The organism is Ruegeria sp. YKSD163 (genome assembly GCF_059612905.1).
The window spans coordinates 196,427-218,143 of the sequence record NZ_JBXWRM010000001.1 but is presented as its reverse complement, the minus strand read 5'-3'; the positions used below and the strand labels follow the sequence as shown (position 1 = coordinate 218,143).

18 protein-coding genes are annotated in these 21,717 nt (G+C 64.9%); 7 read left to right on the top strand and 11 right to left on the bottom strand.

The window, feature by feature from the left end; translation table 11 throughout:
- Nucleotides 1-7: 7 nt before the first annotated feature.
- On the bottom strand, nucleotides 8-487 hold the full coding sequence (locus AC2FNA_RS01015; RefSeq protein ID WP_234166471.1) for a hypothetical protein: 480 nt from the start codon (nucleotides 485-487) through the stop codon (nucleotides 8-10).
- Nucleotides 488-585: 98 nt separating this feature from the next.
- Between AC2FNA_RS01015 and trkA the strand changes: the two genes are divergently transcribed.
- The 4 genes from trkA to hflX all read left to right on the top strand — a co-directional run bounded on the left by trkA (nucleotide 586) and on the right by hflX (nucleotide 5,145).
- On the top strand, nucleotides 586-1,962 hold the full coding sequence (gene trkA, locus AC2FNA_RS01010) for a Trk system potassium transporter TrkA (RefSeq protein ID WP_496823753.1): 1,377 nt from the start codon (nucleotides 586-588) through the stop codon (nucleotides 1,960-1,962).
- On the top strand, nucleotides 1,962-3,497 hold the full coding sequence (locus AC2FNA_RS01005; protein ID WP_496823751.1) for a TrkH family potassium uptake protein: 1,536 nt from the start codon (nucleotides 1,962-1,964) through the stop codon (nucleotides 3,495-3,497). Before trkA ends, AC2FNA_RS01005 begins: the two co-directional genes overlap by 1 nt.
- Nucleotides 3,498-3,634: 137 nt before the next feature.
- On the top strand, nucleotides 3,635-3,874 hold the full coding sequence (gene hfq, locus AC2FNA_RS01000; RefSeq protein ID WP_011047807.1) for an RNA chaperone Hfq: 240 nt from the start codon (nucleotides 3,635-3,637) through the stop codon (nucleotides 3,872-3,874).
- Nucleotides 3,874-5,145, top strand: coding sequence for a GTPase HflX (gene hflX, locus AC2FNA_RS00995; protein ID WP_496823748.1), 1,272 nt, complete (start codon nucleotides 3,874-3,876; stop codon nucleotides 5,143-5,145). The genes hfq and hflX overlap by 1 nt, the downstream gene beginning before the upstream one ends.
- On the opposite strand, the gene AC2FNA_RS00990 is transcribed toward hflX, so the two are convergent.
- The 4 genes from AC2FNA_RS00990 to hemB form a co-directional block, all read right to left on the bottom strand.
- On the bottom strand, nucleotides 5,130-6,314 hold the full coding sequence (locus tag AC2FNA_RS00990; RefSeq protein ID WP_496823746.1) for a cation:proton antiporter: 1,185 nt from the start codon (nucleotides 6,312-6,314) through the stop codon (nucleotides 5,130-5,132). The two genes, hflX and AC2FNA_RS00990, sit on opposite strands and share 16 nt — an antisense overlap.
- Nucleotides 6,315-6,316: 2 nt before the next feature.
- Nucleotides 6,317-8,785, bottom strand: a complete 2,469-nt coding sequence (locus AC2FNA_RS00985; protein ID WP_496823744.1) for a penicillin acylase family protein — start codon at nucleotides 8,783-8,785, stop codon at nucleotides 6,317-6,319.
- A gap of 134 nt (nucleotides 8,786-8,919) precedes the next feature.
- Nucleotides 8,920-9,492: a lipid-binding SYLF domain-containing protein gene (locus AC2FNA_RS00980; RefSeq protein WP_234145572.1), complete on the bottom strand. Its 573-nt coding sequence runs from the start codon at nucleotides 9,490-9,492 to the stop codon at nucleotides 8,920-8,922.
- A gap of 142 nt (nucleotides 9,493-9,634) precedes the next feature.
- On the bottom strand, nucleotides 9,635-10,633 hold the full coding sequence (gene hemB / locus AC2FNA_RS00975; protein WP_496823742.1) for a porphobilinogen synthase: 999 nt from the start codon (nucleotides 10,631-10,633) through the stop codon (nucleotides 9,635-9,637).
- A gap of 123 nt (nucleotides 10,634-10,756) precedes the next feature.
- Here hemB and AC2FNA_RS00970 point away from each other — a divergent pair, with 123 nt between their 5' ends.
- Both AC2FNA_RS00970 and mfd read left to right on the top strand, forming a co-directional pair.
- Nucleotides 10,757-11,281, top strand: a complete 525-nt coding sequence (locus tag AC2FNA_RS00970; RefSeq protein WP_496823740.1) for a component of SufBCD complex — start codon at nucleotides 10,757-10,759, stop codon at nucleotides 11,279-11,281.
- A gap of 30 nt (nucleotides 11,282-11,311) precedes the next feature.
- Nucleotides 11,312-14,764 (top strand): transcription-repair coupling factor, encoded by a 3,453-nt coding sequence (gene mfd, locus AC2FNA_RS00965; RefSeq protein ID WP_496823738.1) that lies wholly within the window; start codon nucleotides 11,312-11,314, stop codon nucleotides 14,762-14,764.
- Between the two features lie 64 nt (nucleotides 14,765-14,828).
- Here the strand turns inward: mfd and AC2FNA_RS00960 are convergent, their stop codons facing one another.
- The 5 genes from AC2FNA_RS00960 to AC2FNA_RS00940 all read right to left on the bottom strand — a co-directional run bounded on the left by AC2FNA_RS00960 (nucleotide 14,829) and on the right by AC2FNA_RS00940 (nucleotide 20,667).
- Nucleotides 14,829-15,482 (bottom strand): SH3 domain-containing protein, encoded by a 654-nt coding sequence (locus AC2FNA_RS00960; RefSeq protein ID WP_496823736.1) that lies wholly within the window; start codon nucleotides 15,480-15,482, stop codon nucleotides 14,829-14,831.
- Between the two features lie 2 nt (nucleotides 15,483-15,484).
- Complete coding sequence (locus AC2FNA_RS00955) at nucleotides 15,485-17,152, bottom strand: tetratricopeptide repeat protein (RefSeq protein WP_496823734.1); 1,668 nt, start codon at nucleotides 17,150-17,152, stop codon at nucleotides 15,485-15,487.
- Between the two features lie 57 nt (nucleotides 17,153-17,209).
- Complete coding sequence (locus AC2FNA_RS00950) at nucleotides 17,210-18,418, bottom strand: multidrug effflux MFS transporter (RefSeq protein WP_496823733.1); 1,209 nt, start codon at nucleotides 18,416-18,418, stop codon at nucleotides 17,210-17,212.
- Between the two features lie 78 nt (nucleotides 18,419-18,496).
- Nucleotides 18,497-19,153 (bottom strand): DsbA family oxidoreductase, encoded by a 657-nt coding sequence (locus AC2FNA_RS00945; protein ID WP_011047796.1) that lies wholly within the window; start codon nucleotides 19,151-19,153, stop codon nucleotides 18,497-18,499.
- Nucleotides 19,150-20,667, bottom strand: a complete 1,518-nt coding sequence (locus tag AC2FNA_RS00940) for a class I adenylate-forming enzyme family protein (protein ID WP_496823731.1) — start codon at nucleotides 20,665-20,667, stop codon at nucleotides 19,150-19,152. The genes AC2FNA_RS00945 and AC2FNA_RS00940 overlap by 4 nt, the downstream gene beginning before the upstream one ends.
- 63 nt (nucleotides 20,668-20,730) lie before the next feature.
- Here AC2FNA_RS00940 and AC2FNA_RS00935 point away from each other — a divergent pair, with 63 nt between their 5' ends.
- Nucleotides 20,731-21,354 (top strand): helix-turn-helix domain-containing protein, encoded by a 624-nt coding sequence (locus tag AC2FNA_RS00935; RefSeq protein WP_496823729.1) that lies wholly within the window; start codon nucleotides 20,731-20,733, stop codon nucleotides 21,352-21,354.
- Nucleotides 21,355-21,362: 8 nt separating this feature from the next.
- Here AC2FNA_RS00935 and AC2FNA_RS00930 read toward each other — a convergent pair whose 3' ends face one another.
- The gene (locus AC2FNA_RS00930) at nucleotides 21,363-21,587 is read right to left on the bottom strand and encodes a hypothetical protein (protein WP_496823727.1); all 225 of its coding nucleotides are present in this window, start codon (nucleotides 21,585-21,587) and stop codon (nucleotides 21,363-21,365) included.
- Nucleotides 21,588-21,717: the final 130 nt, after the last annotated feature.

The following is a 21,717-nucleotide window of genomic DNA, read 5'->3' as shown; positions in this document are numbered from 1 at the left end:
CGCGCCCCTAGCCCGCGGGCCTGGGCGTGACCACCTGATACGAGCCGTCTTGATAGGTCACCACGCAGGAATTCGGACCCAGCGCCGGCAACTTGGCGCCGCGCACCGGCTGTACCTGGGCAGCCACCGCCTCGCTGCATCGGGGCAGTTCGACCGGGGCATAGCCCTTGGCGGCCATGCATTGCTGTTCGACACGGGCGCGCAAGCCGGAATTGGCGTCGACGGTATAGACATTGCCCGGCACCCAGTTGCCCGGCGTGGTGTAACACTGACCGGCAGAGTTGCAGACGGTGCGCCCCGGATAAAAGATCGGCGGGCTTTGCCGGACCTGATTGGCCACCGGCGCATCGCGCAGCGCCTTGACCTCGCAATCAAGCGTATCCGACTGTTGCCGCGTGACGCTGACGCCCTCGCGGTAATAGATCGAAAGCGGGCCGCAACCCGTTAGAATCACTGTGGCGGCAAGGGGCAGGGTCCAGAGTTTCATGCATGTCAGAGTGGCACTGAATTCGGCGTCTGACAATTGAATTGACCCTGTCCCGGCCTTCTGTCATTCAAAAACCCTCAGGCAAAAGGGGCCAGGGAATGAAGGTCATCATCTGTGGGGCCGGGCAGGTCGGATGGCAGATCGCACGGCATCTGTCGGGCGAACTGAACGACGTGACCGTGGTGGACAACAACCCCGATCTGGTGCGCCGTGCGACCGAGACGCTGGACGTGCAGGGAATTGCCGGTTTCGCCTCCTACCCCGATGTGCTGGAACGGGCGGGCGCGCGTGACGCGGACATGATCATCGCGGCTACTTATTCCGACGAGGTCAACATGGTCACCTGCCAGGTGGCCCATTCAGTATTCGGCATCCAACGCAAGATCGCGCGGCTGCGCTCAAAATCCTATCTCAACGCCATCTATTCCGATCTTTACCGGCGCGAACATCTGCCCATTGACGTGGTGATCAGCCCCGAACGTGAGGTGGCCGCCGCCGCCATGCGGCGCCTGTCGGCACCCTCAGCCTTTGATACCGAGACCTTCATGGACGGTCAGGCGCAACTGATCGGCCTGTCGGTGGACGAGGAAAGCCCGGTCATCAATACGCCGCTGCGCCAGCTGACCGACCTGTTTTCCACCCTGCGCGCCATCGTTGTAGGGATCCGGCGCGAAGGCACGCTGTTTGCCCCGGAACCTGGAGACCAGATCTTCGCAGGCGACGAATGCTATGTCTTCTGTCATGTGGATGACGTCAACAGAACCATGGAAGTCTTTGGCAAAACATATAAAAAGCAGGATCGTGTTGTGATTGTGGGCGGCGGGAACGTGGGCCTCGAAGTGGCCCGCGCGCTGGAAGAGCACAAGACCCGTATTCATGCCAAGGTGATCGAGCGCGACCGGGGCAATGCCGAACGCGCCGCCGAGGCGCTGGAACGCACGATCGTGCTGCATGGCGATGGTATGGATGCGGGCCTGCTGGCCGAGGCCGGTATCTCGCGTGCCGATGCGATGCTGGCGGTGACCGACGATGACCGCACCAACATGTTGGCTGCCGTGCGCGCCAAAGCCGAGGGCTGCCGGCTGGCGATTGCGCTGATCAACGACCCGACCCTGGTGGCGCTGATGCCGCCGCTGGGGATCGACGCCTATATCAACCCGCGCGCCACCACCGTCAGCTCGATCCTGCGTCATATCCGGCACGGGCGGGTGCGGCAGGTCTATTCCATCGGCGATGCCGAGGCCGAGGTGATCGAGGCCGAGGTGCTGTCGACCTCACCCATGGCGGGTCAGCGCCTGCGCGACATCGACTTTCCCGAGGGCGTTCTGGTGGGTGCGGTGCGCAAACAGGGCAAGGTGGTGCGCCCGACCGGAGAGATGCGAGTCGAGGAGGGGGACGTGATCGCCATATTCGCCATGGCCGACGACGTGCCCGAGGTCGAGCGGCTGATGCAGGTCTCGATCGACTTCTTCTGATGGCACGGCGCGGGCTCAAAGAGGATACCGGCCTGTTGCGGCAACTGCCGCTGGCCCTGCTGATCTGGGGCCTGTTCTCGGTCATGATGTGGGTGCCCGCGGCCTATGCCCTGACATTGAACGATCATCCCACCTCGCGCTCGTTCTTCTATTCCGGCATTCTGGGGCTGGTGACCGTCACCACCATCGCGCTGGCGCGGGCCGGACGCCCGTCGCGCCACGGGGTGCTGGGGCAGCTGGCGGCGCTGTTGTCCACCTTTGCGTTGTTGCCGCTGTTTCTGGCGGTGCCGTTTCACGACGCGCTGAAGACCACGAGTTTCCTGAACTCTTATTTCGAGATGGTCAGCGCCATCACCACCACTGGCGCCGAGATGTTTCCCGACCCCGGACGGTTGAGCGAGACGCTGCATCTGTGGCGGGCGCAGGTTGGCTGGCTGGGCGGGCTGGTGATGTGGATCGCCGCCTCGGCCATCCTGGCGCCGCTATCGCTGGGCGGGTTCGAGGTGACGGCCCAGGGACAGCCGGGCCGGGTGCTGGTCGGGCAGGGCGAAAGCGTCGATCCGCGCGGCAGGCTGATCCGAATCGCGGCGACGCTGGCGCCGGTCTATGCCGGTCTGACGCTGGTGGTGGCAATCCTGCTGCTGGCGGCGGGTGATCCCGGTCTGGTGGCGATCTGTCACGCGATGTCGGTCATGGCGACCTCGGGCATCTCGCCGGTAGGCGGGTTGTCGGGCAGTGCCTCGGGCCTGACGGGCGAGGCGATCCTGTTCTTGTTCATGTTCTTCGCCCTGTCGCGGCTCACCTTCTCGTCGGATACCGCCATGCGCGGCCATGCCCGGCTGGATCAGGACCCCGAGTTTCGCATCGGCCTGCTGATCCTGATCGGGGTGCCGGCGCTGTTGTTCCTGCGTCACTGGTCCGGTGCCTTCGAGATCGCGTCGAGCGAAAACCTCGCGCTGGCGCTCAGGGCGCTCTGGGGCAGCCTGTTCACGGTGATGTCCTTTCTGACGACCACCGGTTTCGAATCGACCGACTGGGCCGAAGCACGGCAGTGGTCCGGACTGGGCACGCCGGGGATGATCCTTCTGGGCCTGTCGGTGATCGGCGGCGGTGTTGCCACCACCGCTGGCGGGGTCAAGCTGTTGCGGGTTTACGCGCTCTATCTCAACGGCATGCGCGAGATGCAGCGGCTGGTGCATCCTTCGTCGGTCAGTTCCGCGACCGGACGCAATCGCCGCATCCAGCGTGACGGAGCCTTTATCGCATGGGTGTTCTTCATGCTGTTTGCCATTTCGCTGGCGGCGATCGCGATGGCACTGGCGGCGGCGGGGTCGGATTTCGAAACTGCCATGGTGCTCAGCATTGCCTCGCTCAGCACCACCGGCCCGCTGATCGAGATCGGCGCCGAAGCGCCGATCCGCCTGATCGAGATGCCAGCCGCGGCCAAGCTGATCCTGAGCGGCGCGATGATCATCGGACGGCTGGAAACGCTGGCCTTTATCGCGCTGATTACCCCGGCGCTGTGGCGGAACTGAGCGCCGGGCGCAGCCGGTGCTTTCGCAGATAACCTATATTTTCGGCTGGCATATCCCAAATTCGCGCGACATACTCCGCCTGAGGGAGCGCGTTGGTCCGCATCGCGTTGCAAGAACAAAGGCGAGATTGAACAAAAATGGCTTCGGACAGACAAAATCTGCAGGACGCATTCCTGAATCACGTCAGAAAGACCAAGGTTCCGGTCACGATTTTCCTGATCAACGGTGTGAAATTGCAGGGTGTGATCACCTGGTTCGACAATTTCTGCGTGTTGCTGCGCCGCGACGGACAGTCGCAGCTGGTTTACAAGCATGCGATCTCGACCATCATGCCTGCCCAGCCGATCAGCCTGTATGAGGGCGAAGACGCCAATTGATGGAACATGATCGGGCGCGCACCCGGGCCTGGGTGCTGCACCCCGAACTCAAATCCGACCTTGACCGCCGCGACCCGGTTCCGGCGCTGGAAGAAGCCGTGGCTTTGGCCGCGGCATTGCCGGATCTCGACGTCGCCGGATCGGGTATTGTGCGCCTGGCCAAACCGCATCCCGGCCACCTGTTCGGATCGGGCAAGGTTGAGGAACTGGCCACCCTGTTTCACGACAACGAGGTCGAGCTGGTTCTGATCGACGGGCCGCTTTCCCCGGTACAGCAGCGCAATCTGGAAAAGGCGTGGAAGGTCAAGATACTCGACCGGACCGGCCTGATCCTGGAAATCTTCAGCGACCGCGCACGTACCCGCGAAGGCGTTTTGCAGGTCGAGATGGCGGCACTCAGCTATCAGCGGACCCGGCTGGTGCGCGCCTGGACCCACCTGGAGCGTCAGCGCGGCGGTCTGGGTTTTGTGGGCGGTCCGGGGGAAACCCAGATCGAGGCCGACCGGCGGGCCATCGACGAACAGCTGGTGCGGCTCAAGCGGCAGCTCGACAAGGTGGTCAAGACCCGCGAGCTGCACCGCAAGGCGCGCGCCAAGGTACCCTATCCGATCGTGGCGCTGGTGGGATATACCAACGCGGGCAAATCGACCCTGTTCAACCGGCTGACCGGGGCCGAGGTGATGGCCAAGGACATGCTGTTCGCCACGCTCGACCCGACCATGCGGCGGGTGGTTCTGCCCGACGGGCCCGAAGTGATCCTGAGTGACACGGTGGGCTTCATCTCGGATCTGCCGACCGAGTTGGTGGCCGCCTTCCGCGCCACACTCGAAGAGGTGCTGGCGGCCGATCTCATCGTTCACGTGCGCGATATCAGTCATGCCGCGACCGAGGAACAGGCGCGCGATGTCGAGGCCATTCTGGCCTCGCTCGGGGTGGACGAGGGGCGGCCGAAATTCGAGGTCTGGAACAAGGTCGATCTGCTCGACCCCGACAAGCGCGCGGCGCTGCGCGAGCGGACCGCGCGCGATGGGTCGCTGTTTGCAGTGTCGGCGGTGACGGGCGAGGGGTTGGAGCCTCTGTTGTCGGCCATCGCCGAAGCGTTGGCTGAAACCCGCAGCGAGGCGGTGCTGACCCTGGGCTTTGCCGAGGGCAAGCGGCGCGCGTGGCTGTTCGCGCAGGATGTTGTTCAGGCAGAAGAACAGACCGAGGACGGGTTCCGCCTGACGGTGCTGTGGACCCCGCAGCAGGCGGCGCGCTACGCTGCGCTCTGATCCCCGCTACCGCTGACACGGCGAAGTGCATAGGCGGCGGCAAGCGGTCCGGCCAGTTCAAACACCACGGTGGCGCCGATGGCCAGCGCCGTGATCATATCCGCGTATTGGGGAAACAGATCACCCGCGATCAACGCCATGCCGATGGCAACCCCGGCCTGCGGCAGCAGGGCCGGGCCGTACCACGGGCGTTCGGCTTGCGCGGTTCCGGCCAGCTTGGCCCCGGCCCAGCCGCCCATTACCCGGCCCAGCACCCGAAGCGCCACATAGCCCATCAGCAGGGGACCCACCGCCCAGAGCGCGCCGAGGTCCAGCGTGGCGCCTGCCAGGATGAAGAACACGATCATGAACGGCCATTCGAAATGCTCGATCTCGCGAAAGGCCCGCTTGTGGTGATGGGCCAGGTTGACGATCACCGCGCCCGCCGTCATCCCCGCGATCAGATAGGAGAGTTCCAGCCAGAGTGACAGGCCCGCGGTCAGGAACACCAGCCCCAGCGCCTCGATTCTGAGCGGCTCGCCACCCGATAGGCGCCCGGTCAGATAGGCGCCGGGCAGACCGACGGCCAGGCCCAGCGCGACCGAACCCACGATCTCGACCAGCGCGCCGCCCAGCAGGCCGGGGCCGGACCCGTTCCCTTCGACCGCTCCGGCCAGTACCGCCACCAGCGCAAAGAGCAACACGCCCCAGGCGTCGTCGATGGCAACAATGCCCTTGAGCCTGCGGGGGAAATCTCCGGTGGCTTGGCCCTGCCGGATTACGTCGAGCGTCGCCGCCGGATCGGTGGCGGTGGCCAGCGCCCCCACGATCAGCGCCGCCGCCAGCGGCATGCCGATCAGCGCCAGCCCGGCCGAAACGGTGAGCTGCGTCACCATCACCACCATCAGCGAGATCACCACGATGGCGCGGCCATGGGCGCTGAGCGTGCGCAGCGACAGTTCTCCCCCCAAGAGGAACGCCACCATGCTGAGTGCGATGACCGACACGATTGGATAGACGGCGGCGAGGCTCTCTGGGATCAGGTCAAACCCCGCCGAACCGGCCATCAGCCCGCAGAACAACAGCAGCGTCACCCGCGGCAACCGGCTGCGGGCGCCCAGCTGATCGGCAGCCAGACCGGCCAGGAACAACAGCCCCAGCGCGATCAGATCGGCGGCATAGCCCTCCATCCTCATTCGGGAGCGGGCAGCAGCCGGGTCACCCCCACCGCCGCCGCGCGTGCCAGATCAGCATCCAGCGACATCGGGATATATTCGCCGCGCCGCCACAACTGTGCCTGATCGTCATAATAGCGGGACAGGAAATGCCCCGATTGCCCGGTCGAGATGACAAAGACCGAACTGTCGGGATCGGCGAAATCGTAGACCCCGCGATAGCCTGCGCCATGCACATTGCGGAACGGGTCCGGATCCTCGCCCGAAGTGCGTCCGCGTTGCAGCGTGTGGTCGCCGCCACTGGTCGATTGCCGGATATTCACGAAATAGCGCAGAACCGGCACCTCGCCCAGGACCGGGTGGTCATGGGTGGCCTGGTGCGCGTCACCCCAGCGCAGGCTTTCCAGCGCGGTGCCATATCGCTCGCCGATCCAGACCAGCGCATCGTCCAGCGCCAGCCGGGCGATCTCGGTGCAGCTTTCCCTGGGCGCGCTCTGGCGGATATCGCACCAGACCGCGGCGCCGTCGATGTCGCGGAACACCCGTTCGATGAACAGCGGCTCGACATGTTTGAATTCAGCGGCCAGTGGCCCCAGCTCGTCGGTGATCAACCGCTTTTGCAGGGCGCGCAGCCAGGCGGCATAGATCAACGGCTCGGGCAGGTGTTCGTTCATCTCGCCGTTCCATTCGGCAAGAATGGTCAGGGCGATCTGGCGCTGGCGTTCGGGCGTGCCCTCGGGCGCGGCCTCGCCGGTAAACCACAGATCGGCGCCAATGAGCGGCAGCAGGGTGCGCGCCGCCGGGCTGACCGGGTCCTGTTGCGCCTCGATGAAACTGTCGCGGGTATGCACCTCGCGCGATTGCATGAGCCTCTGCCAGCGGGTCACCCGCTGGGTATCGCCCCACACAAACGAGATATGGTTGGGAAAGGGACGTTCCAGCAGCTTGTTGTTGGTATTGCCCAGAATGCCGCCCACGGGGCCGACGAATTCCGGGTTCGACGCATAGGGCATCCGGCCCTGCCAGCGGTTCTCGGCCCGCCAGCCCTGTGCGGGCAGGCGACCCTGGCTTTGATGGCGCGAGTCACGGCGGGGCACCGCGCCCACCATCTTCAGCGCCACGGTCTCGCGGTCGGCCAGCGTCAGGTTCTGCGAGGGACCGATATAGGTCTCGGTCGCGCGGATCGCCTCGTGCACCGTGCCGGCATTGACCAGTGCCAGAGCCGCCGACATCGAGGTGTCGCGGGGGTTAAGCACGGTCCAGCCCAGCGACATCACATGGCCAGGCGGAGTGATGGTCTCCAGGTCATAGACGCTGCCGGGCAGGACCGGCCCGTTCTCTGTCCAGCGCAGGGTCAGCGTGATCGGGGCGGCGCCCTTGATCTCGATGATCGAGGGGCGGCTTTCAAAGGCTTTGTAGCCGTCCGGGGTCAGGTATTCCTCGGGGTTCTCGGGGTTCAGCTTTTCCACGAACAGGTCCTGATCGTCCATGTAGGACGAGGTCAGGCCCCAGCCCAGCCGCTCGCTGCGTCCCAGCAGAACCGCGGGCATGCCGGGAATGGTGCCGCCGATCACGCCGCCCTTGGCCAGTTCCAGCCGTGCCAGATACCATGTCGACGGCGCGGCAAAGCCCAGATGCGGATCATTGGCGAGCAGAGTGCCGCCGCTGGCCGAGCGCGAGGGCGCCGCTGCCCAGGCATTCGACGCTCCGGCCAGGCCCCGGCGCGGCAAGGGCGACAGCGGATCGCGTGGTGTTTCGCGCGCGGCGGCATAGCGGGGCAGGTCCGGGAACAGGTCCGCATATTCCGGCAGCGCGGCGGTGCCGGTACCTGGCGCGTCAGGCAGGATATCGGCCAGCCGCGCGGGATCGCTCAGCATCAGCGAAGTGCGGGCGCGCAGCACCTCCTCCTCCAGATGGCCCGACAGTTGCAGCCCCATCAGCTTGATGATGGCCAGGCTGTCGGCAGGTTGCCAGGGGGCGACGGGGGCGTTGAACAGGAACATCTCTGGCGCGCCGCGGCCCAGTGCCTCGTCGTTGATCTCGGCCAGGCGCGCGTTTACACCTGCCGCATAGGCCTTGAGGGCAGCGGTGGCATAGGCGTCCTGGGCGCCGACCGATTGTTGCGCCAGCCGATAAAGGTCAAGCCGCCGCAAGAGGCGGTCTATGCCGACGGTGCGCGGGCCGAAAACCTCGGAGAGGCGCCCCTGCACGGTGCGGCGCAGCATGGTCATTTGCCACAGCCTGTCCTGTGCATGGGCATAGCCGAGGCCAAAGAATACGTCCGGGTCGGAACTGCCAAAGATATGCGGCACGTTATGGGTGTCGCGCACAATCTCGACCGGCGCGGTCAGCCCGGCCACCTCTTGTGTCTGGTCGTATTCAGGCAGCGATTGACCGGCCAGATAATAGATCAGCACCACAGCCGCGACGGCAATTGCGATCAGACCGGCGGCAAGGCGAAGTAGCCAGCGAAAGAGCAGACCCATGAGCGACCCGTGATTTCCCCGAACTCGGATTTCCCGAGCGACATTAGGGGATTGGCAGAGAAAACGAAAGGGCGGCTCGGCGGCCGCCCCTGCGATGGATCAGGACCCGGTCGGGACCACGTAGCGCACCTTGATCAGGGAATGATGCGGGTGTATTTGGTGCCTTCCAACGTCGCGCCCACGCGCAGGCCTGCGCGGCCAAACACTGCCGCCAGGATCGGCGAGCGGAGCGTATTGGTATCGGCGGCCAGAGAGTCGCCTTGATCGCTGACCACGTATTCCAGATCGGCCCCCGCCGCCCAGCCACTCGACCGGCGGAATTCGCTAAGCGCGGCCTGGGTCATGAAGAAAAGGACATGGGCATATTGCTGGGCACCCACCTGCAAGCCGGCACTGCCCTTGACGGCCGAGTAATAATCAACCGTCACCCCGTCGATGCGCAGGGCGCCACGCCCATAGCCGCCGCCAAAGACGAAACCGGCCTCGGTCAGGAGCGGCATCACCAGCATGCCTGCTGACTTTTGCGAGATCTCGACCGTGTTGGGAAACTGGGCATACATCTCGGTCAGGGTGGCGTTGACGCGTGCGTCGATCTGCGAGGCATTGGAATTGCCGACGCCATTGCCGCAGGCGGCGGTCACGGTCAAACCGGCCATGCCAAGGGCAAAGCCACGACGGGTCAGTCGGGGAGGGTGGATACTGCTCATATCTCTCGATCTCTGTATTGTTGCCTGACAAGCCGGATTTTCCCGGTCTTGGCCGCGACATTACGCCGAACGGGCCCGGCTGTCACCAAACAACTGCCCTGTTTGCGCGGGATATCGCCCGTCGGGCCGATTGCCCGCGCTGTCAGCCTTGCAGGATGCGGGCCACTTCGGGGGCAAAATAGGTCAGGATGCCGTCGCAACCGGCGCGCTTGAAGGCCAACAGGCTTTCCAGCATCACCTTTTCGCCGTCGATCCAGCCATTCTGCGCCGCCGCCCGGATCATCGCGTATTCACCCGAGACCTGATAGGCATAGGTGGGAGCGCCAAAGCTCTGCTTCACCCGGTGGCAGATATCCAGATAGGCCAGCCCGGGCTTGATCATCACCATATCGGCGCCTTCGCTCAAGTCGCGCTGGATCAGGCGCAGCGCCTCGTCGCTGTTGCCCGGATCCATCTGATATGTCTTCTTGTCGCCGGTCAGCGCGCCCGAGGCACCGACCGCGTCGCGGAACGGCCCATAAAAAGCGCTGGCATATTTGGCGGCATAGCTGAGGATCAGGACGTTGCGATGCCCGGCCGCCTCAAGCGCCTGCCGCATGGCGCCGATACGCCCGTCCATCATGTCCGAGGGGCCGATGATATCGGCGCCTGCCTCGGCCTGGGCAAGCGTCATCTTCACCAGCGCCTCGACGGTTTCGTCATTGACGATCTCACCCTCTACCACATAACCGTCATGGCCGTTGATGTTATAGGGGTCGAGCGCCACATCGGTCATCACCGCGATCTCGGGGGCAGCGGCCTTGATGGCACGGATGGCGCGGTTGGACAGGTTGTCGGGGCTCCAGGCCTCGGCGCAATCCTCGGTCTTCAGCGCAGCATCGGTGTAGGGGAACAGGCAGATGGCGGGGATGCCGAGCGCCTGCGCCTCGACCGCAGCCTGCGCGATCTTGTCGACCGAGCGGCGCATCACGCCGGGCATCGAGGGCACCGGTTCCTCGATCCCTTCGCCGTCGCGCACGAAAACCGGCCAGATTAGATCGTCGACGCCAAGGGAATTCTCGCGCACCAGCGCGCGCAGCGCGGGCGATTTGCGGGCGCGCCGGAAACGGGCGGCGGGAAAGGCGGCGACGGTTGGGGTCATGCATGGCTCTCCTTGCACATTTGTGCATTGGGTGGCATGGAATTGATCCGGTCACAAGGGTACCAATGGCCGCGCAAGCGGGATAGAAGGCCGCGGTGACGGCCAGAGGGAAGGGCAGAGCGTTTGGATTGGTATTCCTCGATCTTCGAACTTATCGACATGCGCAGCTTCTCGAACCTGTGGTTCTGGATCGCGCTGGCGGTGGTCTGGTCCTCGGCCAGCCACTGGGTTCTGGGCGTGCCCTATGACATGGTGACCCGCGCCCGCCGGGTCGGCGGGCAGGCGGCGCAGGATCTGGACGATATCGCGCGGGTCAATGTGAACCGCATGCTATATATCGTCGACACCGCCGGACTGTGGATCTTTGCCTTTTGCTGTTTCACCCTGTCGGCGCTGGCGATGCTTGGGTTCTTTTACAGGATGGAATTCGCGCAGGCGGTGTTCCTGCTGGCCTTTCCGATGTCGCTGGTGGCGCTGTTGAACTTGTCGACGGCGCGACGGGTACGTGGGCAGGTTTTGACGGGAGAGGAACTGGCGCGGGCCATCGGGCGTTGTCGGATATACATCCAGGTCATCGGCATGGTGTCGATCTTCTTCACCTCGCTTTGGGGAATGTATCAGAACCTGTCTATCGGGGTTCTGGGCTAGACGGACGGAAACGGACAGGGGCAAGTCACGATGACGGCACCGAACCATGTGCTGGTGGGCGGCGCGCCCGAAGGCTTTGACGCGCGGCTGATCCTGAACGAGGTCGCCCGCGCGGGTGGCCCGGTGTTGCATGTGGCCCGCGACGACAAGCGGCTGGAGGCGATGCGGGCGGCGCTGGCCTTTTTCGCGCCCGACCTTCCGGTCTTTGTGTTCCCAAGCTGGGATTGCCTGCCTTATGATCGGGTCTCGCCCAATGCCGATGTTTCGGCCGCGCGGATGGCGACGCTGGCGGCGCTGGTGCACCAGATGCCGGACCGTTTCGTGCTGTTGACCACGCTCAACGCGGCAACCCAGCGGGTGCCCGCGCGCGACCTGCTGCGCGAGGCGGCGTTCAGCGCCCAGGTCGGGCGGCGCGTGGATGAACAGGCGCTAAGGCAGTTCCTTGTCCGCATGGGGTTCAGCCAGAGCCCCACGGTGATGGAGCCCGGCGATTACGCGATCCGGGGCGGTATCATCGACATCTATCCGCCCGGTGACAGCGGGCCGGTGCGGCTGGATTTCTTCGGCGATGTGCTGGACGGCGCCCGCCGCTTCGACCCCGCCACCCAGCGTACCACCGAGAAACTCGACCTGATCGAACTGGCCCCGGTCAGCGAGGTCATTCTGGACGAGGCGGCCATCACCCGGTTCCGCCAGAACTATCGCATCGAGTTCGGCGCCGCCGGCAGCGACGATCCGCTCTACGAGGCGGTGAGTGCCGGGCGCAAGCATCAGGGTGTCGAACACTGGCTGCCCTTCTTTCACGAGCAGCTTGAAACCCTGTTCGACTATCTGCCCGGTGCCACTGTGACGCTGGACGATCAAGTGACACCGACCCGGCTGGCGCGCTGGGACAGTATCCAGGACCAGTACGAAACCCGCCGTCTGGCCATGACGGACCGGTCCCGGATGGACAGTGTCTATAAACCCTTGCCGCCGGGGTTGCTTTACCTTGACGACGCGGGTTGGTCGGCGCTGCTGGCGGATCGGCGGGTGATGCAGTTCAACCCGCTGCCGCAGGCCAGCGGCCCCGGTGTGATCGACGCGGGCGGCCGGATCGGGCGCAATTTCTCGCCTGAGCGCGCACTGGAAAACGTCAGCCTGTTTGGGGCCTTGGCGGAGCATCTTAAGGTCCGACTGGCGGATGGTCCGGTGCTGATCGCCTCGTATTCCGAAGGCGCGCGCGAGCGTCTGACCGGCCTGATCGAAGATGAGGGCCTGGCCGAGGCGATCCCGGTGACCAACGGCACGCGCATTGGCAAGCGCGGCCTGCATCTGGCGGTCTGGGCGCTGGAACACGGGTTCGAGGCGCCTGGCCTGACGGTGATCTCGGAACAGGACGTGCTGGGCGACCGGCTGATCCGCCAGCCCAAGAAGCGTCGCAAGGCCGAGAATTTCCTGACCGAGACCCAGTCGCTGACCCCCGGCGATCTGGTGGTGCATGTGGATCACGGCATCGGGCGCTATCGCGGGCTCGAGGTGATCACCGCCGCCGGTGCCGCCCATGAGTGTATCGCGCTCGACTATGCCGAGGAGGCGCGGCTGTACCTGCCGGTCGAGAACATCGAGCTCTTGTCGAAATACGGCCATGAAGAGGGGCTGCTCGACCGGCTGGGTGGCGGTGCCTGGCAGGCCAAGAAGGCCAAGCTGAAGGAACGCATTCGCGAGATGGCTGACCGGCTGATCCGGGTGGCCGCCGAGCGTGCCCTGCGTAAGGCGCCGGTGATGGACCCGCCACCGCATGCCTGGGAGGATTTTAGCGCCCGCTTTCCCTATCAGGAGACCGACGACCAGCTGCGCGCCATTGGTGACGTGATGGACGATCTGCATTCGGGCATGCCGATGGATCGCCTGATCTGCGGCGATGTCGGCTTTGGCAAGACCGAGGTGGCCATGCGCGCGGCTTTTGTTGCGGCCATGTCCGGGCTGCAGGTGGCGGTGATCGCACCCACCACGCTGTTGGCCCGCCAGCATGCCGCCAGCTTCCGCGACCGGTTCCGGGGCTTTCCGCTGGAGGTGCGTCAACTCAGCCGTTTCATCTCGGCCAAGGAGGCGCAGCAGACCCGCGAGGGGTTGGCGCGCGGCACGGTGGATATCGTGATCGGCACCCATGCGCTGTTGGCCAAGGGCATCCGGTTCCAGAATCTCGGTCTGCTCATCATCGACGAGGAGCAGCATTTCGGCGTCGGTCACAAGGAGCGGTTGAAACAGTTGCGCTCGGACGTGCATGTGCTGACGCTGACGGCCACACCGATCCCGCGCACCCTGCAACTGAGTCTGACCGGCGTGCGGGATCTCTCGATTATCGGCACGCCGCCGATCGACCGGCTGGCCATCCGCACCTATGTCAGCGAATTCGACGCGGTCACCATCCGCGAGGCGCTGCTGCGCGAGCATTACCGGGGTGGGCAGAGCTTTTATGTGGTGCCGCGCATCACCGATCTGCCGGATATCGAGGCGTTCCTGAAGGAACAGTTGCCGGAACTGACCTATGTGGTGGCGCATGGCCAGATGGCGGCGGGCGAGCTCGACGACCGGATGAACGCGTTCTACGACGGCAAATACGATGTGCTGCTGGCGACGACCATCGTCGAAAGCGGGCTGGACATCCCCACCGCCAACACGATGGTCGTGCATCGGGCCGATATGTTCGGACTGGCACAGCTTTACCAGATCCGGGGCCGCGTGGGCCGGTCCAAGGCGCGCGCCTATGCCTATCTGACCACCAAACCGAGGGTGCGCCTGACCCCTGCCGCAGAAAAGCGGCTGCGGGTGCTGGCCTCGCTCGACACGCTGGGCGCCGGGTTCTCGCTGGCCTCGCAGGACCTCGATATTCGCGGTGCCGGCAACCTCCTGGGCGAGGAACAATCGGGCCAGATGCCCGATGTGGGCTATGAACTCTATCAGTCGATGCTGGAAGAGGCGATCGCCAAGATCCGCAGCGGCCAGATGGAGGGGCTGAGCGAGGCCGACGACCAATGGGCGCCGCAGATCAATCTGGGCGTGCCGGTGCTGATCCCCGAGGACTATGTGCCCGATCTGGACGTGCGGCTGGGTCTCTACCGGCGGCTTTCATCGCTCAGTACCAAGGTGGAGCTGGAAGGCTTTGCCGCCGAACTGATCGACCGGTTTGGCAAGCTGCCGAAGGAGGTGAACACGCTGCTTCTGGTGGTGCGGATCAAGGCCATGTGCAAGCGCGCAGGCATCGCCAAGCTGGACGGCGGGCCAAAAGGCGCGACCATCCAGTTCCACAACGACAAGTTCGCCTCGCCAGCGGGGCTGGTCGAGTTCATTCAGGCGCAAAAGGGTCTGGCCAAGATCAAGGACAACAAGATCGTGGTGCGGCGGGACTGGCGGTCGGATGCGGACAAGATCAAGGGTGCCTTTGCGGTGGCCCGGGATCTGGCCGAAAAGGTCGCGGCGGAGAAGAAGAGCAAGGCGTAGCGCGCAGATTTTCAAGTGAAAATCTGCATGCAAAATCTTCGTCGAAGATTTTGCCCCCGCGTGGTCAACGCCCGGTGGTGAATGTGCAAAGTTGCCAGATGCCCTCTGGCGACTGGACCAGAGCCGCGCGGGCTCCTGACATCGGTGTCAGGTAATCGCGATGCAGATAGCCGCGTGTGCTGTCTGACAGGATCACGGCACGAAACTCGGCCTCGGGGTCGAACCCGGCGACAAGTACCACCTCGAAACTGACCCGCGTCAGGATATCCCCGCTTCGGTCCGGGGCCTTGCGCAGGTTTACATTCTCGCCATCGACGAAAAAGGCCTGTGTCGGATCGATCCTGGCGGGCAACTGGATGCGCCAGTGATAGGGCATCCAGAACTCGCCCTCGGCATCGAAATATCCCGGCGCGGCCAGTGTTTCGGCCAGCGCCTGCCACCGGTTGTCGACCGCGCTTTGGGGATTGGTGCCCGATGGGGTCAGCATCTGGCGCAATTCGTCCGGACCGCCCGGGCCGTCGTCGCTGAGGCTAAGATCGGGGCAGGCTGCGGCGGCCAGCCCGTCAAGATCGCGCACGGCGACTGCTGTGCGCAGACTGTCGCGCAGGGCAAGAACCTCAGTATTTGCCAAGGCCTCGTCCCGGGGGACAAAGCTCTGCCGCTGGGCCAGTGCGGGCTGGGCCAGAAACAGGACCAGTGACAGGATCAGTACTCTCATCGTCACTCGGCCGCCCGCATCGCCGCCTGAGCGCAGAAACACGAAGCGCCGACCGCGCGATCGGCCCGCGCCAGCGCCAAGTCAAGCCGCTGGCGGATCTGGACGATCTCGACCGTTTCGCCACGCGCTTTCAGACAATCGTGCAAACCTTTTAGACTCCATATATTATCTGGATGAACGGCGGCGCGGCTCAACTGGCCGCCCAGGCCCAGATCAGCGCGGTAGACTGCCTCGGCCTCGTCGGTATGGCCCTGTTCGAACAGCAGCGCGCCCAGGGCGTGGCGCGTGGGCTGCATCCAGCCCCAGGGCTCGTCATAAGGCAGATTGTCGTCCAATTCGACCGAGCGTCGCAGATGGGTATAGGCCAGATCGTAGTTGCCCTTCCGGTATTCGATCTCGCCGCGCAACATTTCTTTGGCAATATCAAGAAGGTCGATGACGCGGTTGTTGTGCAGCAACCGGCTTTCGGGCACCCGGGCCGCAGCGCTCAGGAACACCTGTTCCTCGGCCTCTGCCTCGGTCACGCGGCCGGTGGCGGCAAAGGCGACGGCACGGGCGTAATGCACGGTAGCGGTAAGCGTGCGGTAGAGATCCGGATCGGCGGGCGGTTCCAGCGCGATGGCCTCGTCCCAGCGGCCGAACCGGATCAGGATATGCGGCCCCATCGCCATGTAGCTCTCGAAATAATCCGCCATCGGCGGGCTTTCCATGCGCAGCATCTCTTCGGGGACCGAGGCCCAGAGATCGCGATTGGCCTCCAGCGCCGGTTGCATCTGGCCCAGGAACAGGGCGCCATAGATGGCGAAATGGCAATTGTGGATGCGATAGCCGGTATAGATGTTGAACGCGCCCTCGCGGTCGAGATACTTGCGGTCGGCCAGCGTGGCGCGGCGGTTCCAGTGGACGACATCGTGATATTGGCCGCAAAGCACGTCGATATGGGTGGGCATATGCACCAGGTGGCCAGCATCGGGCACCAGTGTGCGCAGCACATCCGCTGCCTTCAGCGCCTTTTCGGGGGTGGGCGACATCTCCATCAGGTGCACATAGAGGTGCAGAAGCCCCGGATGGCTCATCGCGCCCGGGGCGTCACTCAGGGCGGTTTCCAGTACCTCCTGCGCCTCTCGCGTGGCGGCACCGGGGGCGGGCTGGCCGGTGGCCAGATCCCACATCTTCCATGGGGTCAGGTTCAGCAGGCTTTCGGCATAGATCGCGCGCAGGTCGAGGTGATCGGGATGCGCGGCAAAGGCGGTGCGCATGGCGTCGGCAAAATCGTGGTCCCAGCGGTGCATGTCCGCGTCCAACTCTCGCTGAGGATAGCGTGCGGGCAGGGCGCGGATCAGCGCCTGTTCAACCAGTGTGCCGCCCTCGACCCGCGCCAGCGCGGCCTGGCTTGCATCAAAGGACGTGGCCAGCGCCTCGGCCCGGGTGGCGCTGTCCCAACGCTCCCACGGCATGTTGTAATTTGGGCCGCTGGCATAGGCGAGGCCCCAATGGGCCATGGCGCAATCCGGGTCATGTTCCAGCGCGCGGCGGAAACAGGCTGCGGCCTCGGCATGGTTATAGCCATAGGTCCAGATCAGGCCCCGGTCGAACCACAGCTGCGCCTGGGGCGCGGTGGTGGTCACTGGGCAGCTGTAGTTGCCCAGATCATAGCCGTAATCGCTCATCCTCACCTCCCTTTGCTTTCAGCCTGAGACTAGAACAGGCCGCGCGGCAGGAAAAGGTCAGGCGATCGCCCGCTCCTCGATCCGGCCCATATGCAGCATCAGGGCAAAGCCTAGCGCGCACATGATCAGGATACCGGTGGTCAGCGGTGCCATCGAGCCGTCAAACAGCAGGCCCACAGGGGCGGCGATGGCGGCGGCGAGCACGGTGGCGACTGCTCCGATGACCGAGGCTGCCATGCCAGCGATATGGCCCATCGGCTCCATCGCGATGGCGTTCAGATTGCCCAGCGTGGTGCCGGCCATGAAGAACACCGCCGTCTGCCAGGCCACGAACAGGCCGAACCGCGCGTCGGGAGACATCTCGACCCAGCCGCTGACGATCATGGCGGTGGTGAATACGATCTGTGCGCCCAGCGACCAGGTTACCATTCGGCGCATGCCAAGCCGCACCACCAGCGCCGCGTTGAGCAGGCTGGCCGAGCCCGAGATCAGCGCCACCAACGCGAACCAGAAGGGAAAGCTGTCGGCGCGGTCGTGGATCACGTCATAGACCGGCTGCACCATGGTCAGCATGGTAAAGAGCGTGCCCATGCACAGCGTCTGCACCATGATCGACAGGCGCACCGTGGGATGGGCGAACATCTGGCGCACCGCATCGGCCAATAGCGGGCCGCGAAACGGGCGGCGGTTCTCGACCGGCAGCGATTCCGGCAGGCGCAGCCCCATCCACAGCACAACAATGGTAGAGAACAGGATGAACGAGAGGAATATGCCGCGCCAGCCGACCAGCGCGATCACGCCCGCGCCCAACAGCGGTGCCACCGCCGGCACCAGGGTAAAGATCAGCATCGCAATCGACACGATCCGTGCCATCTGGCGCCCGGCATAAAGGTCGCGCACCACGGCCATTGCCACCACGCGCGGCCCGGCAGCACCCAGTCCCTGGGCGACACGGGCAGCCAGCACAAGTTCGAGCGACGAACTGAACAAGGCTACCGCGCTGGCCAGGATGTAAAGCGCCGCACCGCCATAGATCACCGGCTTGCGGCCAAAGGCATCCGACAGCGGACCGGTAAAGAACGTGCCTATGCCCATGCCCAACACAAAAGAGGTCAGGATCAGCTGCGCCCGGTTCACCGCATCGGGGCTCAGTTCCTGCCCGATCTCGGGCAGGGCGGGCAGCATCGAGTCGATGGAAAAGGCGATGGTTGCGAACATCATCGCGATCAGGGCGATGAATTCGGCCTTGGACATCCGGTCTGCCATCTGGGGGTCTCCTCTGCTTTGGCGCTAACATGGGCGGGCAGAGGGGACCAGTTCAGAACCGCACAGATATCTGTGCGTTCATGCGGAGGTGGTCTCGATCTGAGACATGATTTCGCGGATCACCTGTTCCCACAACTCCGGCGGCTGCGCGCCCGGAACCGCGTGCTGGTTGGCAACGATGAAGGTCGGGACCGAGCTGACCCCCATCTCGCGCGAATGGCTGTCGCGCTTGGCGATATCGTCGCGGTCGGCATCCGATTTCAGCAGTTTCAGGACCACGGCGGCATCCATGCCGATACTGTCGGCGATATCGGCCAGCACCTCGGCGTCGCCGATATCGCGACCTTCGGTGAAATAGGCGGCAAAGAGAGCATCGACGGCCTCTGTCTGCTTGCCCTCGACCCCGGCCCAGTGAATCAGGCGATGGGCGTCCAGCGTGTTCGGGGTGCGCTGCATCGCCTCGAAGTCAATCGCCAGCCCGGCCTTTTCGGCATGTTCCACCACCGGCGCATAGGCGCGCACCGCGCCCTCCTTGCCGCCGAACTTGCGCTCCAGATACTCGCGCCGGTCCATGCCCTCGGGGGCCATGTCGGGGTTGAGCTGGAAGGGGTGCCATTCGATGACAAAGGGATGATCCGGGATCGCCGCCAGCGCCTTGTCCAGCTGGGTCTTGCCGATATAGCACCAGGGGCAGATCGGATCGGACAGGATGTCGAGCTTGACGGTCTGGGTCATGGTTGCGGGGCCTTGAAATAGGCCGGGAGCGCCCGGCGCAGGAGTTTGCCATTGCCACCCGTGGGCAGCGCCGGAAGATGCACAAAGGCGCGCGGCTGCTTGTAGCGGGCCAGATTGGCCTCGACATAGGTGCTCAGCGCGCCCGCGTCCAGTTCGGCGGGGCCGGTATAGAAGGCGGCGATGATATAGGTGTCGGGTTTCACCTCGACGGCGGCGGCGCCGACCTGCTCGATGCCGGGAAAGCGGATCAGCGCGGCCTCGACCTCGACCGGCGAGACGCGATAGCCGCCCGCATTCATCATGTCATCGTCGCGGCCCAGATAGGTGATCTGCCCGTCGATGGCCATGGCACCCTGATCGCCGGTCAGGAACCAGTCGCCCTGCATCCGGGCGGCGGCTTCGTCGGGCGCGTTCAGATAACCCAGCATCAGGCCGGGGTCGCCCCGATGCACCGCGATGGTGCCGGGCTGGCCCTGCGGCACCGGCCCGTCGGGGCCGAGGATGGCGACGCGGCGGCCCACCTGCGGCTGTCCCAGAGCGTCACCACGCGCCGGATGGGCGGGGCTGGAAGAGATGAAGGTGGAGCATTCGGACATTCCGAACGCCTCGTACAGCTCGGTCCCGGTGGCGCGGGTCCAGCTTTCGTGCAAGGCACGGGGCAGTTTTTCGCCCGCGCACAGGCCATGGCGCAAAGCGGGCAGGTCGAGCAAGCCCGTCCCGTGCAGCATCTTGCGAAACACACCGGGTGCTGCGGCAAAGAGGGTGGCGCCATGGGCGGCCAGCAGGCCGGGCAGGGCGGCGATATCGGTGCCGGGTTCGGGGATCAGCGCGGTGGCGCCGATGGCCCAGGGGTCCATCAATCCGGTGCCCAACGTATAGGTCCAGTTGAAGGCGCCCGCATGGCACAGCCGGTCTTCGGGCGTCAGCCCATACCAGCCCTCGACCATCATCTGCCGTGCCCAGATGGCGCGATGGGCATGGGCCACGGCGCGCGGCTTGCCCGAGGTGCCCGACGTATAGACCGCATAGGCCAGCCGCTCGGGGTCGCCCAGCGCATAGTCGGCGGGCGGCAGGGCGTGCATCGCGTTCAGCGCCTCGATGCCGATCTGTTTGGGATGCGGGGCACAGGCCACATCGGGCGCGCGCAGGATGGCGGCGGGCGCCAGATCGGCGATCATGCGCGCGGTCTCTGGCTCGGTTAGTTGCGACGAGGTTGGCACCGGCACAATCCCTGCCGCGATGGCGCCCAGATAGGCGATCGGAAATTCGACCGTGTTTCCCAGCCGCATCAGCACGATGTCACCGGGCGCCAGCCCCGCTTGCAACAGCCCCGTCGCGGTGCCCAGAATGGCATGCTCCAGTCGGGCATAACTCCAATCCTCGGCTCCACCGGGGCGCAGCACCGACAGCGCCACCTTGTCGGGCTGGCGGCGGGCATGGCGCATCACGTGGGCGGCCAGGTTGAACGGGGCGGGGCAGGGCTGCGGCGGCCCTTGGTCAAAGATCGACAGCATGGCCTTGGCTAGCCTGACACCGCGCCCGTTGCAAGCGGGCGTGGCTGCGCCTATAGACCGGTCATGACCAAGCGCGACCCGTCATCCCTGATCCGTATCGCCCGTGAAAACGGCGCCGAGGCCGAGGCCGAACCGCTGGATCTGGGCGCACGCGTGCGCGAGCTGCGCAAGGCCCGCGACTGGACGCTGGAACAAGCGGCCAGCCAGGCCGGTCTGGCCCGCTCGACGCTGAGCAAGATCGAGAACGGCCAGATGTCGCCCACCTATGAGGCGCTCAAGAAGCTGGCGGTGGGGCTGCAAATCTCGGTGCCCCAGCTGTTCACCCCGCCGCAAAAGGGACAGGTGAACGGGCGCATGACGGTGACCAAATCGGGTTCGGGCGCGGGCCATGCCACCGCCACCTATGAACACGAGCTGCTGGCCGACAGCCTGACCAAGAAACAGATGCTACCCTATCGCGCCCGCGTCCGCGCCCGCACGATGGAGGAATTCGACGGTTGGGTCCGCCATGACGGCGAAGAGTTCCTGTATGTGCTGACCGGAGTGATCCGGCTTTATACCGAATTCTACGAACCGATCGAGATGCGCCGGGGCGACAGCGCCTATTACGATGCCTCGATGGGCCATAACGTGGTGTCGGTCAGTGACGAGGACGCCACCATCCTGTGGGTCACATCGCTGACCTGAGGCAACGCCTAGTCATCAAGTTCGCGGCTGAGCGTTTCGACATAGAGAAAATCCTCCAGCTCCTCGCGCGCTTCTGACAGGGTCAGGTTGTGGCGGTCGGCCAGATAGGCTTCGAATCGGCCGCGGTCGAGCTTCAGGAACGGCATGTCACTATCATCCAGATTGGGAAACCGGCGCTTTGCCCGGGCAAAGGCGCTTGCCCAATCCTGTGTCAGGTCGGTCCAGGTCAACATCGCTGAGCATTCCTTCGTGGGTGGTTGACGGAAACGCTCCTCCCTTGTCTCAGCCTAGAAATGTAACAGCTTTGCAAGCACCGGGCAAAACGCCGCACGACATTTGGGCGAATATTTGCTGGAGTCACAC

What these genes read in the sequence shown, in the direction of transcription:
- AC2FNA_RS00985 (WP_496823744.1), bottom strand. Translation starts at nt 8,785, where the DNA reads ATGGGTCTGCTCTTTCGCTGGCTACTTCGCCTTGCCGCCGGTCTGATC.
- AC2FNA_RS00955 (WP_496823734.1), bottom strand. Translation starts at nt 17,152, where the DNA reads ATGAGCGATTACGGCTATGATCTGGGCAACTACAGCTGCCCAGTGACC.
- AC2FNA_RS01005 (WP_496823751.1), top strand. Translation starts at nt 1,962, where the DNA reads ATGGCACGGCGCGGGCTCAAAGAGGATACCGGCCTGTTGCGGCAACTG.
- AC2FNA_RS00960 (WP_496823736.1), bottom strand. Translation starts at nt 15,482, where the DNA reads ATGAGAGTACTGATCCTGTCACTGGTCCTGTTTCTGGCCCAGCCCGCA.
- hfq (WP_011047807.1), top strand. Translation starts at nt 3,635, where the DNA reads ATGGCTTCGGACAGACAAAATCTGCAGGACGCATTCCTGAATCACGTC.
- AC2FNA_RS00950 (WP_496823733.1), bottom strand. Translation starts at nt 18,418, where the DNA reads ATGGCAGACCGGATGTCCAAGGCCGAATTCATCGCCCTGATCGCGATG.
- AC2FNA_RS00945 (WP_011047796.1), bottom strand. Translation starts at nt 19,153, where the DNA reads ATGACCCAGACCGTCAAGCTCGACATCCTGTCCGATCCGATCTGCCCC.
- hflX (WP_496823748.1), top strand. Translation starts at nt 3,874, where the DNA reads ATGGAACATGATCGGGCGCGCACCCGGGCCTGGGTGCTGCACCCCGAA.
- AC2FNA_RS00935 (WP_496823729.1), top strand. Translation starts at nt 20,731, where the DNA reads ATGACCAAGCGCGACCCGTCATCCCTGATCCGTATCGCCCGTGAAAAC.
- AC2FNA_RS00930 (WP_496823727.1), bottom strand. Translation starts at nt 21,587, where the DNA reads ATGTTGACCTGGACCGACCTGACACAGGATTGGGCAAGCGCCTTTGCC.
- AC2FNA_RS00990 (WP_496823746.1), bottom strand. Translation starts at nt 6,314, where the DNA reads ATGGAGGGCTATGCCGCCGATCTGATCGCGCTGGGGCTGTTGTTCCTG.
- hemB (WP_496823742.1), bottom strand. Translation starts at nt 10,633, where the DNA reads ATGACCCCAACCGTCGCCGCCTTTCCCGCCGCCCGTTTCCGGCGCGCC.
- AC2FNA_RS01015 (WP_234166471.1), bottom strand. Translation starts at nt 487, where the DNA reads ATGAAACTCTGGACCCTGCCCCTTGCCGCCACAGTGATTCTAACGGGT.
- AC2FNA_RS00940 (WP_496823731.1), bottom strand. Translation starts at nt 20,667, where the DNA reads ATGCTGTCGATCTTTGACCAAGGGCCGCCGCAGCCCTGCCCCGCCCCG.
- mfd (WP_496823738.1), top strand. Translation starts at nt 11,312, where the DNA reads ATGACGGCACCGAACCATGTGCTGGTGGGCGGCGCGCCCGAAGGCTTT.
- AC2FNA_RS00980 (WP_234145572.1), bottom strand. Translation starts at nt 9,492, where the DNA reads ATGAGCAGTATCCACCCTCCCCGACTGACCCGTCGTGGCTTTGCCCTT.
- trkA (WP_496823753.1), top strand. Translation starts at nt 586, where the DNA reads ATGAAGGTCATCATCTGTGGGGCCGGGCAGGTCGGATGGCAGATCGCA.